12 protein-coding genes and 1 riboswitch are annotated in these 15,636 nt (G+C 51.1%); of the genes, 6 read left to right on the top strand and 6 right to left on the bottom strand.

Going from position 1 to position 15,636, the window contains the following annotated elements; translation table 11 throughout:
- Positions 1-358 precede the first annotated feature (358 nt).
- On the bottom strand, positions 359-883 hold the full coding sequence (locus tag WKI47_RS25780; RefSeq protein WP_340230081.1) for a GrpB family protein: 525 nt from the start codon (positions 881-883) through the stop codon (positions 359-361).
- A gap of 134 nt (positions 884-1,017) precedes the next feature.
- Between WKI47_RS25780 and WKI47_RS25775 the strand changes: the two genes are divergently transcribed.
- The 3 genes from WKI47_RS25775 to WKI47_RS25765 all read left to right on the top strand — a co-directional run bounded on the left by WKI47_RS25775 (position 1,018) and on the right by WKI47_RS25765 (position 4,493).
- Complete coding sequence (locus WKI47_RS25775) at positions 1,018-1,650, top strand: sigma-70 family RNA polymerase sigma factor (RefSeq protein ID WP_340230080.1); 633 nt, start codon at positions 1,018-1,020, stop codon at positions 1,648-1,650.
- A complete protein-coding gene (locus WKI47_RS25770; protein WP_340230079.1) occupies positions 1,640-2,593 on the top strand; it encodes a hypothetical protein in 954 nt (317 codons plus the stop codon). The genes WKI47_RS25775 and WKI47_RS25770 overlap by 11 nt, the downstream gene beginning before the upstream one ends.
- Before the next feature lie 195 nt (positions 2,594-2,788).
- A riboswitch (purine riboswitch) is annotated at positions 2,789-2,889 on the top strand.
- Between the two features lie 89 nt (positions 2,890-2,978).
- Positions 2,979-4,493, top strand: a complete 1,515-nt coding sequence (locus WKI47_RS25765; protein WP_340230078.1) for an NAD(P)/FAD-dependent oxidoreductase — start codon at positions 2,979-2,981, stop codon at positions 4,491-4,493.
- Positions 4,494-4,910: 417 nt separating this feature from the next.
- Here WKI47_RS25765 and WKI47_RS25760 read toward each other — a convergent pair whose 3' ends face one another.
- On the bottom strand, positions 4,911-6,779 hold the full coding sequence (locus WKI47_RS25760) for an ABC transporter ATP-binding protein (RefSeq protein ID WP_340230077.1): 1,869 nt from the start codon (positions 6,777-6,779) through the stop codon (positions 4,911-4,913).
- 179 nt (positions 6,780-6,958) lie between these two features.
- Between WKI47_RS25760 and WKI47_RS25755 the strand changes: the two genes are divergently transcribed.
- From WKI47_RS25755 to WKI47_RS25745, 3 genes are all read left to right on the top strand, one after another.
- Positions 6,959-8,401, top strand: a complete 1,443-nt coding sequence (locus WKI47_RS25755; RefSeq protein ID WP_340230076.1) for an ABC transporter permease — start codon at positions 6,959-6,961, stop codon at positions 8,399-8,401.
- A gap of 184 nt (positions 8,402-8,585) precedes the next feature.
- Entirely contained in the window at positions 8,586-10,130 is a 1,545-nt protein-coding gene (locus WKI47_RS25750; RefSeq protein ID WP_340230075.1) for an ABC transporter permease, read from the top strand.
- Positions 10,131-10,279: 149 nt separating this feature from the next.
- Positions 10,280-12,139: an ABC transporter substrate-binding protein gene (locus WKI47_RS25745; RefSeq protein WP_340230074.1), complete on the top strand. Its 1,860-nt coding sequence runs from the start codon at positions 10,280-10,282 to the stop codon at positions 12,137-12,139.
- A 75-nt stretch (positions 12,140-12,214) separates the two neighbouring features.
- Here the strand turns inward: WKI47_RS25745 and WKI47_RS25740 are convergent, their stop codons facing one another.
- The 4 genes from WKI47_RS25740 to WKI47_RS25725 form a co-directional block, all read right to left on the bottom strand.
- Positions 12,215-12,913 (bottom strand): ABC transporter ATP-binding protein, encoded by a 699-nt coding sequence (locus WKI47_RS25740; RefSeq protein WP_340230073.1) that lies wholly within the window; start codon positions 12,911-12,913, stop codon positions 12,215-12,217.
- Positions 12,910-14,052: an ABC transporter permease gene (locus tag WKI47_RS25735; RefSeq protein ID WP_340230072.1), complete on the bottom strand. Its 1,143-nt coding sequence runs from the start codon at positions 14,050-14,052 to the stop codon at positions 12,910-12,912. The genes WKI47_RS25740 and WKI47_RS25735 overlap by 4 nt, the downstream gene beginning before the upstream one ends.
- Positions 14,053-14,096: 44 nt before the next feature.
- Positions 14,097-15,149 (bottom strand): ABC transporter permease, encoded by a 1,053-nt coding sequence (locus tag WKI47_RS25730; protein WP_340230070.1) that lies wholly within the window; start codon positions 15,147-15,149, stop codon positions 14,097-14,099.
- An 81-nt stretch (positions 15,150-15,230) separates the two neighbouring features.
- Positions 15,231-15,636: hypothetical protein (locus tag WKI47_RS25725; protein WP_340230069.1), on the bottom strand; the 406-nt coding region annotated here is incomplete at its 5' end.

Genomic DNA, 15,636 nt, shown 5'->3' with positions numbered 1-15,636 from the left:
ATTTTGAAACTCATATATCTGAAAAATGGTTTATAGATGAAAATAGACAGATTGGCTTTTATAACGAAAAAATAAGTGAATTAAGTCGATTGCAGTCAATGTACTACAATAAATGATGAAAAATAAATTAGATTTTTGTTTAAAAATCTTTCTCCTTAGTATTTTATGAAGGATTTGATGAGTTTGTGAGTGCAATTTATATGATTTTATGAGGAAGAAAAATTGTATTTAAAATTTCAATTTCTAAAAAGTAGTTGGAGGATCAAAATTTCATCTTCTTTATTACGTTCTTAAAATTTTTCGCCTGCAAAGCCGAAAGCCCGGACCGGAGTCCGGGCTGTTTGCGCATGCGCGCTCCTTACTCTGCGTATCTTCCGGACTCTGCCGCCCACGCCAACGCACGTTTTTCCAACTGACCGACAAAGCCTTTTTTCGCCGGGCTGTAGCCGCTTGTTTCAGAAAATTGCGAGGATAGCCGTTCTTTCAGATCGCTGTAGGCACGCACTTCGTCCGGCTTCTCCCGCAGATAATCGCGCAGGATCAGGTGGCGCGCGATCTGGGGGTTGCCGGATTCGTAAAAATGGATATGGTGGGTGCGTTCCTCTCCGCCTTTTCGTAGCAACCGACGCCCCGGAATGCCCCAATCGCCCGCGACGTCGTAGCCGAGTTGAGCCATCTGTTCGTTGCGCGCATCAACGGACTGGATATCGCGCACGATGACCAGCATGTCGATGACGGGTTTGGCTTTCATGCCGGGAACGGATGTGCTGCCGAAATGCTCGAACTGTACAACCTCCGGTCCGAACACGCTGCGCAAAAATTCGGATTCCTCCTCGAATCGTTGCGTCCAGTCAGGGGTATAATCGGATAAACGAACTTGCATGCGGCCGCCTCCTTTTCACAGCTAGAGAGATTCGACAGGGTTGAAAAAAGTTCCTGCCGCGTCCGTTCGATTGTGACATACTTTCCGCAACTGGCACGTCTAATAGAAAAAGAAAACAGAGAGGGGGAGTTGTCTTGGCTGAGCGGGAACGGGGTGGAGACGGGAAACCGTTTCTTGTACCGAAGCCAGGCGAGCATTCGGATTTCGACAATACAGGCGAGGCTTACACGTCGGAAGGGGAGCGCCGGATCGCCGAGTGGTTCGAGCTGTATTATGAAGACATTCATCAGTATTTGTACTTTATGTTGGGGAGCCGGGGGAGCGAGGCGGAGGATATTTTGCAGGAGGTTTTTATCAAGGCGTATCGGAATCTGGATAGCTTCAAAGGGCAATCGTCGCCGAAAACGTGGCTGACGGCGATCGCGCGCAACGCGGCATTGGATGCGGTGCGCCGCAGAAGGTGGCCGTTGACGGGATTTTTGTCGCATAAAGAAGAAGAAGCGCCTGCTTCGGACCAACCCGAACGCGCCGCGCTGACGGAAGAACGCCGGGAGAAGGTATGGGGGCTGCTCGAAGCATTGAAGCCGGCGCATCGGGAAGTGATTTTTTTCCTGTATCAAAAAGAACTGAGCGTGAAGGAGACGGCGGCTTTGCTCGATTGTAGCGAGGCGAGGGTGCGAACGGTCAGCCACCGGGCGCTGCGCGTCCTGCGCAAAAACGGCGAATTTCAACAATGGATCGGGGGAGAAGCAAGTGATGGGGACTAACGGACCGACGGGAGGCAGCGGACGGGAGCCGGGAAAAGGATTGGTGGATATTCCGAAGCTGAGCGCGCAGCGGAAGGAAGAGATTCGCAGCGGGATTTTGACGGGGATACGCTCCTGGACCAAAGAACCGGAAGAGGAACCCAAGCGAGCACGGATGAATAAAAGGCGTCGGCGTTTGTGGACGGGCGGCGGGATCGGAGCTGGCTGCGTAGCGATCGCGTTGGCGGCGGTGCTGACGGTACAAACGGATACGTTCACGAATTGGGGAGCTACGGGGACTGATTATACGGCTGGTGTCACGGGGGAAACGGGACAACATCCAACAGATTCAACGGCCGGCAACGGTACGTCTCCCTATGCGCGCGAGCTAGCGGTGGCTGGCATCGATGTTGATGATATGCCGGAAGGAATTGCCGATCCGCTGCTGCCGCTGACATACGACGAGTTTCGCAGCCGCTGGGAAGCGAACGCAAACAGCGAAGATGTCGCGATTTTGGTAGCCGACAAAGACGGCCAAACGCTGCAAGGGGCATTGCCGCGTCTGAATGAGACCCGGCAGAACTTCGGCGAGTCGGCGTCCGGTTACAGTTATACAGCTTGGAGCGATAATGAAAGCGGGATTTTGCGTGAGCTTGTGTTCCAACTGGGTGATTCGTCCGGAAGGATTGCTGAGAATCCTGCTGATTCCGAGGTTGTTCGTTATGTGACGACCGTGCTTCAGCCGGAATTGGCGGAAACGGAGCGGGAAGCTCTGCTGGATCAGCTGCGGTTTCGCGATTTTGAGGCAAAAGGCGGCTCGCGTATAGCTGAAAGCGTGGGATTGGTGTATACCTTGGATCGAAGTGGCGATAAGCAGCGCTTGATTGTGCAGTTTATGCGAAGTGAGGGTCAGCCGGATGAATTGGGAAAATGGCAGGATTCGATGCTGGAGATTGTGCGGTAGCTAAAGGGGTTTGATCTGCAAATCGTGAACGAGACAAACAGAATATTATATTTCGTTTTTTAATGTTCGGAAATAGTCAACTTAATTTGTTTTTTTGAAAATAATTATATAAATAAACGCAAAATACCGAATAATAAACTTGACTACATCCGAATGATTGGTTATGATAAGTTTTGTTAAAAGGCGAACAATATTATCTTTGACCATATAATCATTCGTATATTCCTGAAGATAAGGTTCAGGAGTCTCTACCAGGGAACCGTAAAGTCCCGGCTACGGATAGGATGCTTTTCGCATACCTGCCGGGAGCCGGGCTTTTTTGCGCGTTCGGCTACCGAAAATCCGAAGCACGGTATGCGCCCATCAGAGGAGGATACGACCGATCATGACCGATTCCATCACGCTCGAACCCAACGAACAGAACGCCGCAAGCTCCAACAAATACGACTGTATTATCGTAGGGGCGGGCCCTGCGGGCATTTTTGCCAGCTACGAGCTGACCCGCCAAGCCCCGGACTGGAAAGTGCTGCTGGTCGACAAAGGCCACGATATCTACAAGCGCCGCTGCCCGATCCTGGAAAACAAAGTCCAGTTCTGCCCTCCGGCAGCGGGACGCAAAGAGTTCGCAGGTTGTTTGCCGGCTTGTTCGATCACGGCGGGCTTCGGCGGCGCGGGCGCGTACAGCGACGGCAAGTTCAATATCACGACAGAGTTCGGCGGCTGGATGACGGATTATCTTGCGCCTTCGCAGGTATTGGAGCTGATCCAATATGTCGATTCGATCAACCTCGAACACGGAGCGACGGAGTCGATCACCGATCCGACGACCGACGTGATCCGCGATATCGAGCAAAATGCGTATGCGGCGGGATTGAAGCTGCTGCGTGCGGAAGTCCGCCACCTGGGTACCGAGCAGAATTTGGAGATTTTGAAATCGATCTTCGAGTATTTGAAGCCGCGCGTCGAGATGAAATACAAGGCCGAAGTCGAAGACCTGATCACGGTAAAAGAAGGCGGCGAGCACACCGTTACGGGGATTCGACTGAAAAATGGGGAAGAGTTCGAAGCGCCGCGCGTCATGATCGCGCCGGGCCGCGACGGTTCGGCCTGGCTATCGGACGTATTCAAAAAGCGCCGCCTCAAGCTGACCAACAACCAGGTGGACGTCGGCGTGCGCGTCGAGACGTCGGACGTCGTCATGCGCCAGATCAACGAGCATTTGTACGAAGGCAAATTCGTATTTAACACGTCGGTCGGTACGCGCGTCAGAACGTTTTGCAGTAACCCGTCGGGGCACGTCGTTGTGGAGAATCACAGCGGCGTTATGGCGGCGAACGGGCACTCGTACAAAGACCCGGCGCTCGGTTCGCGGAACACGAACTTCGCTTTGCTCGTGTCGCACAAATTCACCGATCCGTTCGACAAGCCGAACGAATACGCCCGCGAGATCTGCGAACGCGCCAACGATCTGTCGAGCGGCGGCGTGATCGTGCAGAAGTACGGCGACATCCTGCGCGGACGCCGTTCCACGCCGGAACGCATTCGCGAAGGCTTCCTGGAGCCTACGCTCAAAGAAGCCGTTCCGGGCGATCTGGGACTCGTCCTGCCGTACAACACGATGAAAAGCCTGATCGAGATGGTCGAAGCTCTGGAAAAAGTAACGCCGGGTATCGCTTCCGAGCATACGCTGTTCTACGGCGTGGAAGCGAAGTTCTACTCCGCCCGTCCGAAACTGGACGAGACGCTGGAAACGGAAATCCGTGGCCTGTACTGCGGCGGCGACGGCGCGGGTATCACCCGCGGCCTGGCACAAGCCGGAGCGGCCGGCGTGCATATCGCGCGCGGGATGGTGAAGAAAGCAGCGGCCGGGAAAACGGTGGTGGAGCGGACGTTGGCTTAAAAGTCGGAAAGCGACCGGAACGGCGACGGATCACAACGAATAACGACGAATCACAAAAGAACACGCAAAAAAGCTTGAGTTGGGGTCGAGGCCCGCAGCTCAAGCTTTTTAATTTATGCTTAACTGAAAAATCCACATGATTAACTGCAAAACTACATTTAATATCGCGACAGGATAAGCAGCATCAAAATTAACGCCCAAAATCCAGTTAAATCTTCATCCGATCGCATAAACAGGCTGAACAGCGGAATTTAACTGGAGATATGCAGGTATTTAGCGAAAATGCTCGTTTGGCGAAGAAATAACTGGAGATCCGTATTTATTTCTTACCCAAACGTGAATATTCAACAGCGCACTCCGTTTGCTCGCCGCCTCTTCGCAACAATCCGCGGTCCGTCGGCACTTTTTCAAGGAGGTTCAATCCCCCGCCAGTTCTTTCGCCTGCACCGCTACCCAATGCCCCGGCGATACCTCGACCAACTCCGAACCTTCCAACCCGTACTTGTCTTCGCCGTGATCTTCTTCCAGCAGCGTCCGTTTCTTTTTCGACTCGATCGTCGGATCGGGAACCGGAATCGCCGCCAGCAGCGACTGGGTATACGGATGCTGCGGATTGTTGTACAGCTCTTCGCTTTCCGCCAACTCGACGATTTTGCCTGCATACATGACCGCGACGCGGTCGCTGATATGCTTCACCATCGACAGGTCGTGCGCGATGAACAGATAGGTCAGACCCAGCTTTTGCTGAAGGTCTTCGAGCAGCGTCACAATCTGCGACTGGATCGACACGTCCAGCGCGGACAGCGGTTCGTCGCAAACGATGAATTTCGGCTCGACCGCCAGCGCGCGGGCGATGCCGATCCGTTGACGCTGGCCGCCGGAAAACTCGTGCGGGTAACGCAGCGCGAACGCCGGATCAAGTCCGACCATCTCCAGCAATTCTTCGACACGCGCACGGCGCTGATTGGCATCCTTTGTCAGCCCGTGCACGTCCATCGCTTCGCCGATAATATCCAGCACCTTCAGTCTCGGGTTGAGCGAAGCATACGGGTCTTGGAAAATCATCTGCATCTCGCGGCGCATCAGTTTCATTTCTTTGGCGGATAGACGGTTCACGGCCATGCCCCGGTACAAGACGTCGCCGCTAGTCGGTTCATGCAGGCGCAGAATGGCGCGACCTGTCGTGGACTTGCCGCTGCCTGATTCGCCGACCATGCCCAGCGTTTCGCCTTCGCGGATAAAAAAGCTGATATCGTTTACGGCGCGAAGCGTACGGCCTTTGCCCAGATTGAAATGTTGCTGGAGCGAGCGGACTTCGAGCAGCGGCCGGGCAGCCGCATTCGGCGCGTCGCCCGGAACGTGGACGGCGCCTGCCGAGGCAGAATCGCCGTTCGCTGCTTCATTGTTGCGGACGACTCCGTTTGCGTCTACGGCATTCGTTCCGATGTCCGACGGATCGGCTTGGAACGTCCTTCCGCGCTTTGGCTTTTTCGGCTCATCCAGACGCGGCAGCGCGTTCAGCAGCTTTTTCGTATACGGATGCTGCGGATTGGCAAAAATGTCTTCTGTCCGGCCTTCTTCCACGATCTCGCCGCTTTTCATGACGACGACGCGGTCGCACATTCCGGCGACGACGCCGAGGTCATGCGTGATGAGCACGATCGCCGTGCCTAGCTTTTCCTGCATCTGCTTCATCACGTTCAGGATCTGCGCCTGGATCGTCACGTCGAGCGCAGTCGTCGGCTCGTCGGCGATTAGCAGCGACGGGCGGCAGGCGAGAGCGATCGCGATCATGGCGCGTTGGCGCATGCCGCCGGAGAACTCATGCGGATATTGGTTGAAGCGCGTTTCCGGATCGCGGATGCCGACCAGCTTGAGCATCTCGACGGCTTCCGTTTTCGCTTCGCGCTTGGAAATTTTACGGTGTTTGCGCAGCGTCTCGGCGATCTGTTCGCCGATGCGCAGTGTCGGGTTCAGCGAAGTCATCGGGTCCTGGAAGATCATGCCGATATCCCGTCCGCGAATGGCTTCCATTTCTTTTCTGCTTTTTTGCGCCAGATTTTGGCCGAGGAACATCACTTCTCCGCTTTTGACGCGGGAGGAGGCTTCGGGCAGCAAACGCATGATCGCGCGAGCCGTCACACTTTTGCCACTGCCCGATTCGCCGACGATGCCGAGCGTTTCCCCTTTGTTCAATTCAAAGCTGACGCCGCGCACCGCTTCCGTCTCGGTCTCGCGTGCCACGAACGATACGCGTAAATTGCTGACTTGCAACAGTTTTTCCATCCCCGTTGGCCCCCGTTATCTCATCCATTATATTCCATTTCCAAAAATGTTTTCGGTATACCTTGACTTTATAGGAGCTTGACCCCTAAAATACGACTTATAAATACGAGTATATTAATCGGAATTAAATCGGTATGAAGAAATTATACATTTGCAACGTTTTAGGAGGCAAGTTTTTTATGGAGGCGGCTGAAAAAAACCAACATTCGTCCTGGCATATGCCGATTGGACGTTTATATCGTAAAATGCTGGGCATTCCCGGTTACCGCTTCTGGTTATTATTGCTCGGAGCCCCGGCCAATTTGATTGTGCTTGCTGTATGGCTTGCTCGCCGCGGTAGCGGAGGGTACGCGCAACTGCGCGCTACGGTACTTCGGGAGTTGAAAGCATCCGGCGTCGAACAAGAGCTGCGAACCGAATTTGCTCGGCAGTTGGCTGACAAACAGCGGTTTTTCAAGCAACGGCCGAGCGAGGCGGAGACTAAGCGCGAGGTTGACCAGCGAGTGGAGGAACGGCTTCGAGCCAAGGCGGACGAGATCACGGCTGAACGTGCGCGTAGCGGAAATATTCCGAGAAACGACTACGCCGCGACATTCGAATCACTGGTCGCCAATCCGGTCTTTGCAGCCATTGCCGTCGTGATCGGCTTTCCGATGTTCGTTCTGATGCTATTGTATAGCAATGCCTATTCGAAATACATATTCGAGCGGCTGCTCATGACTCTGTTCGTGGTTGTCGGCGTATCGGCGCTGGTCTTTACGATTTTGAACCTCTCCCCGATGAACCCGGCGGCGAATATCCTCGGAGAAACAGCTACGCAGGAACAGATTAACTCATTCAATCAAATCTACGGCTTGGATCGTCCTTATCTCGTTCAGCTTTGGGACAATATCCGCGGCGTCATGACGCTGGATCTCGGCAAATCGTTTGCAGGCAACGAAGACGTTGCTTCCACTATCATGCGAAAATTCCCGGTTACGCTGATGCTGGCTTCCTTCTCGCTGGTGCTGGCTCTGCTGGTCGCATTGCCAATCGGCATTCTGTCGGCGGCACGCCGTAACTCCTGGCTCGATTACAGCTTTATGTTTATTGCCCTGATCGGCTTGTCTATTCCGAACTTCTGGCAGGGCCTGGTGTTTATCCTCGGCTTCTCGATCAAGCTGGGTTGGCTGCCGGCTACCTACACGCCAGGCAATGTGTTGTCGTTCATTATGCCGGTCATCGTACTGGGTACGGGATTAACGGCAGCGGTAGCACGGATGACCCGTTCTTCGACATTGGAAGTCATGAACGAAGATTATATCCTGACCGCCAAAGCCAAAGGGCTTGGACGACGTACCGTATTAATGAAGCATACCGTTCGCAACGCGCTTATTCCGATCGTTACGGTAGTGGGACTTCAGTTCGGCGGCATGCTGGGCGGAGCGGCCATTACGGAGAAAGTATTCAATATTAGCGGTCTCGGCAGCTATATCGTGGATAAACAGTTCGTTCCGGATATTCCGGCGGTGATGGGCGGCGTCGTCTACACGGCAATCGCGATCTCGCTCGTCAACGTGATCATCGACGTGCTGTACGCGTTTATCGATCCGAGAATCCGCACCAAGATGAAGCAATACTAGGCCGTATACGCAAACTCAGGCGACGTGCATCTTTTGCTGCCTTTTCGCCCTCTGCGGCGTTACTTTTCCTTGACGTGCCCCGGCACGCCTGCGAAAAAGTTCCTTGCCGAGAACGAAAATTCAGCAAAATCTGCTTCCGGCGGAGTTTGCTTACACGCCCTAGAGAAAAAGGGGGTTATGCGATATGTCCGAGTTATCGGTTACCGAGCCTTCGGCCGCAGGTTCTTCCTCGTCGGGGCTTGATGCTGGCCTCGGCGGAGGCACACGCGCTTCGTCGGAGTACGCGCAATCCGGCTTTGCCTGGATATCTTCGTTGTTGCTGACGCTGGTTCTACTCGCCAATTCGTTCGACTACGGCACAGGCGCGATCAAGTCCGGCGTGTTGACGATCGCGGCGGCCTATGCGTTTTTCACAGGGGTACAGATCGTAATTTCCTTATTGATTCGGCATGATCTGGCTACGGTAGGTGCTATTCGTGGCCGGACAAGAGCGCTTGGCTGGGTGCAGCTGCTCAGCTTGGCGACGGGGAACGTATTCGCGACGGCAGCGGCTTTCCAGCTTGTCAAGAAGGTCAAGACGCCAGAATACGTATTCGCCGGGTATATGGTCATGACGCAGATCGGGGTTATTGGAATCTCGGCGCTCAACCTGTTCAAGCCTTACGTGGCGGATACGTTCCCGCTGGGCATGCTGGTGCTGATGATTGTGGCGGGATTTCAGTTCCTTTCATTGATCCTGATTGCGGCTTTTGTAAAAAGGAATCACGTACCGCCGAAAATGGTTTGGCTGGCGTTCGCGTTGATCCTGACGACGGCAACAGGCAATCTGTTCGCACTCTTGCTGGGTATCGTTCTTCTGGCGAAAATCCGCAGTCAGAAATCGCCGGCTTCGCCAAGATGGGAAGATGCGATCGATCGGTTATCGAGAGGTACCACGTCGATGCTGGGGATGTTCTTTATTTTCTTCCTGTTCTCGTTGTCTGTCTGTAGCCTGTTTACTTTCGACTACAGCATGGCGGTGGAAAACAACTACAGCGCGATTCTTCAGACACCAACTCTGGCTTATCCGCTCGGTACCGACAACTTCGGCCGCGATTTGTTCTCGCGTATCGTGTTCGGTGCCCGGATCTCGTTGATTGTCGGCGCGGTGTCCACGATCATTCCTTTTGTTATCGGTGGGATTCTGGGCGCGGTATCCGGTTATTACGGGCGGCGCACGGATAACATCATCATGCGGGCGCTCGATATTCTGTATTCGATTCCCGGTATTCTGCTGGCGATTGCGATCATTGCGGCCTTCGGCGCGAATACGGTCAACCTGATTATCGCACTGAGCGTAGGCGCAATCCCGACTTACGCCCGGACGATGAGAGCCAATGTGCTGATGGTATCCACGTATGAGTTCGTCGACGCGGCAAGAGCTTTTGGCTCCGGCAATCTGTCGATCATTTTCAAGCATATCGTACCGAACTCGATGGCTCCGATGATCGTCAAGGCGACGTTGACCATCGGCACGGCCGTGATCTCGACAAGCAGTCTCAGCTATCTGGGGCTTGGCGTAGAACCGCACATTCCGGAATGGGGTAACATTCTGAAGCTTGGCAGCGCGTATCTGGAAACGAACTCTTATCTGGCCGTTTATCCGGGTCTGGCGATTATCGCATTGGTTCTGTCGTTCAACTTCTTGGGCGACGGACTGCGGGATGCGCTCGATCCAAAGCTGGATTAAACGTTCGTCACGCATACGTCTGAAAGGCTTTGGACCAAATATATATACCTTGTCGATACTAAAAGTAAGGTTACGCCTTGCTAAAACGTAATCCTCTGATTAAGAGTTGGCAAGGTAATAGCTCTACACATACAAAGGGGGAGAAAAACATGCGTCAATCTTACAAATTTACCCAAACGCTGACCGTCCTGCTGCTGTCTTTATTGCTGGTACTGGCAGGCTGCTCGTCGGTGACAACGAAATCCGATACGGCTGCTCCGGCGGCGACGACCGAAACCGAAGGCGAGACAACCGCGGAAACGACGACGACCGGCACTCCGGTGGATATCGAGCTGCTGGCGATGACGTCGCAAGAATCCGACGTCAACATCATCCGCGACCAACTGACCAAAAACGGCTTCAACGTGAAGCTGAACCTGCAACCGGACTACGGCAGCTTCAAGTCGCAGCAGGATGCGGGCAACTATGATATTGCCTTGTCCAGTTGGACAACGGTAACGGGCAACCCGGACTACGCGGTGCGTTCGTTGTTCAAAACAGGCGGGGACTACAGCATCCTGGCCGATTCCGAAATCGACTCGCTGATCGACAAAGCGGCGACGGAATCGCCGGAAGATTATGTCGCGACGTACAAAGAACTGGAGCAAAAGCTCGTGTTCGACAACGCCTATATCGCGCCGCTGTACATCTCGCTGAAGAGCCAAGCGATCAACAAAGAGATTCTGAATCCGGAATCCGTTCGCTTGTCCAAATCCCGGGCTCTGGCTTGGGAAGACATCTCTTTCAACGACACGGCGAAAAACGCGACCGATCCGCTTCTGATTACGCAAGCGGCGTCCACGCTGACATCGCTTGACCCGATCAAAGGCAACGACGGTTCGATCAATACGATCAACACCAACATGTACGTGCGCCTGATCAACCTGACGGACGACGACAAGATCACTTCCGACGGTTCGCTGTCGCGCAACTTCAGCATCGCCGACGGCAACTCGGACTACTACTTTATCCTGCGCGACGATATTAACTTTGCCAAAGTCGAAGGCGACAAAGCCGTAGACACCGGCGAACGCGTAGGCGCGGACGATGTGATTTTCGCTCTGGATCGCGCGAAAAACAAAGACTCCGTGCCGGATCACCGTACGTACTCGCTGCACGAGCATATCAACACGGTCGAAACAGTGACGGATCTGGCTTCGCTGGATTCCGCGAAATCGACAAGCGGCGGCAGTATCCGCGAAGCGCTCGAAGCCGGTCTGGAAGCTCCGATCTCCGAACTGGTCGAAGACAAGACGCAAGCCGACAATGCCGCAGGTAAATATCAAGTGGTGAAATTGACGACGACTGAGCCTTTCCCGCAAGTCCTGAACTACCTGGCTCACCAATCGGCGGGTATCGTATCGAAAAAGCAAGTCGAAAGCATCAATACGTATGACGTAGCCAAATTCGACGTGACGAAAGACATTCCTTACGGCGACCAGAACACGGTAACGGAAGGCGCGGCTTACGATAATACGCTGTATGCCAGCGGTCCTTACATCCTGACGAAGAAAAACGACTACGACGCGAAGTTCGTCAAGAACCCTGCTTATATGCCGGGTACGGAAAACGAACCGCTTATCTCCAGCATCGACCTGCGCTTTATCGCCGACGCGGACAGCGCTTTGGCAGCTCTGCGCAGCGGCGAAATCTACTCGTACTACGGCGTGCCGGAAACGAAGTTCTCGGTCGTCGAAAGCGATTCGAAGCTGCAACTGCAAACGCTGGAAAGCAACGGCGTGACGTACCTGCTGTTCAATACGGCGGAAAACCGTCCGGTCGGCACAAGCGCCGATCTGCGCAAAGCGGTTCTGTACTCGATCAACCAGGACGAAATCCTGCAATTCTACGAAGGCAACAAGATCAAAGCCGCTTCGACGGTTAGCCCGCTTGTCGACACCGGCAATGTGTTGACGGCGGACCCGGCCAAGGTTAAGGAATTCCTGGCGGCTTACGAAGCTTCGAAATAAAAAGCAGTCATATAAGTAAAAGAGACGCTCTCCGGAAAAGGGAGAGCGTCTCTTTTGAGTCTTCAAAATCCGTATTTACACAGAAAGGATCAACTTTGTATCTTCGATAATCCTTCCATCTTCGATTCTTACCATGCGGTCGCAACAAGCTGCAATATTCGGATCATGCGTGACGATCACAATCGTTTTACCTTCTTGATTGATTGCGCGCAGTAACTGGATAATCTCCTGGGAAGTCTTCTGATCTAAGGCCCCAGTTGGTTCGTCCGCCAAAATGACTTCAGGCTCGTTGATCAAGGCTCTGGCAATTGCAACGCGCTGCTTTTGTCCGCCTGACAGATTCATCACCTTTTCGATTTGTTTGTGACGAATATGCAATTTTTCTAATAAAGCAGGAAGACGGGCAGCTCGTTCTTTGCGTAGTTTATGGTCTTTGAGATAGTTTAACGGGAGTAATACGTTTTTTTGTACCGAGTAGTGGTCTACCAAGGCAAAATCCTGCATAACAAACCCGAGATCACGGTTTCGGATGCTGGCCAAGGCTTGGAGAGACTTCCCTTCGATCAATTTCTGATTGAGGCGGTAGCTACCGCTACTAGCATGGTCGATACAGCCCAAAATGTTAAGAAGTGTTGTCTTTCCAGAACCGGAGGTGCCCATAATTGCAATCATTTCGCCTTTTGCAATTGTCAGGGAGAGGTCGTTCAAAGCTTGAAAATGATTCTGCCGAGTTTTGAATATTTTATTCAAATTCTCAATTTCAATGATATTCATCGGCTTCGCCCCTTTAACATGGAAGTCATTGGCATTCGGCCTAATCGCAGCATCGGCAGGATCAAAAAGACGACGCATAATAATGCGCTAGCGGCGACCGATACAGATAAGTTGGCGAATGCACGAAGTAGATTTGGAACCAGCAGATTGCTTAAAATCAAGAGTAATGCAAATTGTCCGCCAAGCCTGATCATCAGATCTTTTGGCGTCGCACCCGAGAGGATATGAACGCCAAACTCGTAAATATGTTTTTCGATGAATTGCAAATAAGACACCGTCACTGTAATGAACGTAAAGATTAGAATCAAGCTGGACAGAAGCAGTTGAAGTTGAAGCATCTTTTCTTTGTCTTGAGCGACGAATTTAGACTGATGAAGCATGCTTTTGAAAGCAAAGGAAAGAGTATCGGTTTCGGCAGAACGTTGTAAAATTTCGCTCAAAGCAGATGGATCATCTACCGTCAGATAGGCTCTAGATATAATTGCACTGTGATCGATTGGAGACACAAACAGATTTTTGTTGAATGGAAGAATAATCATTTTGTCAAGATTTTTGAAGTCGCGACTCGCCATAATATCGATATAGGAACTTCCTTCATGAAGTACGCCGACGACTTGGTATCTTAATCCGCCAATCGGTTCTAGAATGTCGCCTATTTTGAATTTGAAAGTTAGGTCGCTTCCAATCAGAATCGGAACGATATCCGAGTTTTTTTCATAATCGGTTGAATCGAAACTTTTGCCTTCTGCGGGTGAAATGTTGAAGTACTCAAAGAACCGATCGTTTGCATATAGAAAAGGGATAGAAACATTAGTTTCCGAAGTGCTTAAAAAACCAGAGTTCCCGAAAGAAGATTTTTGAAATTCAATATTTGATGAATATAAAGGAAAAGCTTTAACTTGATCATTTTCATAGATCAAATCATATAATTTTTTGAGCCTTGGAATGGATGAATCATTTTGGAAAAGCTCTTCTTGGCGCATTCTGGTTGTAAAATCTATAAGACCATAGATTTCTTGGCTTTCGTTAAGGCGCTGAATTTCATTTTTCATGTTTTGCGCATCGTTTAAACTCCATACAATGAGGTTGACGATGACGAGGAGCATGATTGTTTCTAATAAAAGGATAATGGAGTTCACCCGATGCCTCCACAAATCTTGAAGAGAATAACGAATTTGATTCATCATGAGAGGGTGCCCTTCTTTCTTGTTCGCATTCTTTTATCGTAGCGAGCAGTCGAGATTAAGGCAGTCAATGTGCCAATCACGAAGCAGAATATTAGAGAAACGAAACTACCGAATAATGTGACTTCCCGAATCAATGAATCAAAAACCCCCCATTTAGCAATCAACCAGGCGAGTATATTGCCGAGAACAAAACTAAGTAGCAAGATGCAACTATACTGTCGAAGCAGCCAAAATCGGAGCTGTACAGAGCTTGCTCCAACCAAATGACGAGCTTGAATTTCATCTTTCTTGGCTTGGACCCATGATAACGTCGTCCCTAACGTGCTGACCATCATGAGCAACATACAGATTCCGAATACTCCGACGATAAATGCTTGATCTCTAAGAGCAAGTGCCAATCGATCCAAAAAACCGGAAACAGCAGGCCGTATAGTATATACAAAATCTGCAGGACGTTCCGAGTTCCATTCACTGAACAGATGGTCAAGGTCAGATTCGGAAATCCCGTCAATGAAAAAAGTGCCATAAGCAGGTCGTTCTAGATCTAAAGAGACAAAAATATTGCTGTCCCGGTACATATATTTGTTCACCCAGACGAAAGAGTCCAAGACTTCGTAAGAACGCCCTTGATACAAAAAGAGTCGTTTACCATCGCGAACGGTCGTGCTAGTCATCAGGCTGTCGTCAAGAATGACATGGTTCTCAGGAAAAAGCTCGGGACTTTTCGAACCACCAGAATCGGCAAGAAGCGGAAGTCTAGCATGGTGCAGATAGGTAGACTTTGCGTACAAATTATCTTCGTCTTTGAATAACACGAACGACTCACTTTTTTCTTCGAGACGTTCGATAAGTTGTTCATGGGTCAAACTGGAAACAGCACCACCGCTACCAGGACCAATAGCCAATTGAACCGCATTTTTCGTCAATCCATTCTGTATAACTTTAGTATCGGCGTATGAGGTGAGCAAAGATGAAAAAGAAAGACAAGTAAATAGCGCGACGGCTATGTAAAAAATAATTAAATAAAGCGATCTTTTGATCAAATACATATAGACACGCTCCAGAATAAAACAAGACTCTTCCAAGGTGAAAGAAGAGTCTTGTTTATTTAGTTGTTAATAAATTATTTTTTAAAAATATTTCCATCCGTAGTCTGATACTGCATCGTAAAAGGGACTATTGAATTTCGATGTGGTTGCGGAATAAGTATTTGTATCAGACGTACTAGTTGCGGTGTAAGAACCTACAATCCCGGAGTCATAGGCGCCTTCGGTGATTCTTACCCAAGACTGCTTGACATGTTTATCAGGATCTAATCTCAGACCTTGCACCCCTGTAGTCGAAGCCGATGGGGTAAAGCTTGCTTTAGCCGTTAAAGTTCCAGTAACGCTAGTTCTTGCAGAGAAGTCAAAAAAAGCTGCTCCGGAAACGGATGCTACGCTAATCGCTCCAAGTGCTGTGGCCAAAGTTAAAGACAATACTTTTTTCTTTGTGAAATTAAACAATTTATTTCCTCCTTTGGTTTTATAATACAAA

This window comes from Saccharibacillus sacchari (assembly GCF_037722395.1).
Classification (GTDB): Bacteria; Bacillota; Bacilli; order Paenibacillales; family Paenibacillaceae; genus Saccharibacillus; species Saccharibacillus sacchari_A.
The sequence above is the reverse complement of the archived record's forward strand: the minus strand, read 5'-3'. Positions and strand labels throughout refer to the sequence as shown.

Bases quoted from the DNA above. Each gene is read 5' to 3' on its own strand.
- WKI47_RS25780 (WP_340230081.1), bottom strand. From the start codon at position 883: ATGCAAGTTCGTTTATCCGATTATACCCCTGACTGGACGCAACGATTC.
- WKI47_RS25770 (WP_340230079.1), top strand. From the start codon at position 1,640: ATGGGGACTAACGGACCGACGGGAGGCAGCGGACGGGAGCCGGGAAAA.
- WKI47_RS25765 (WP_340230078.1), top strand. From the start codon at position 2,979: ATGACCGATTCCATCACGCTCGAACCCAACGAACAGAACGCCGCAAGC.
- WKI47_RS25760 (WP_340230077.1), bottom strand. From the start codon at position 6,779: ATGGAAAAACTGTTGCAAGTCAGCAATTTACGCGTATCGTTCGTGGCA.
- WKI47_RS25755 (WP_340230076.1), top strand. From the start codon at position 6,959: ATGGAGGCGGCTGAAAAAAACCAACATTCGTCCTGGCATATGCCGATT.
- WKI47_RS25750 (WP_340230075.1), top strand. From the start codon at position 8,586: ATGTCCGAGTTATCGGTTACCGAGCCTTCGGCCGCAGGTTCTTCCTCG.
- WKI47_RS25745 (WP_340230074.1), top strand. From the start codon at position 10,280: ATGCGTCAATCTTACAAATTTACCCAAACGCTGACCGTCCTGCTGCTG.
- WKI47_RS25740 (WP_340230073.1), bottom strand. From the start codon at position 12,913: ATGAATATCATTGAAATTGAGAATTTGAATAAAATATTCAAAACTCGG.
- WKI47_RS25730 (WP_340230070.1), bottom strand. From the start codon at position 15,149: ATGTATTTGATCAAAAGATCGCTTTATTTAATTATTTTTTACATAGCC.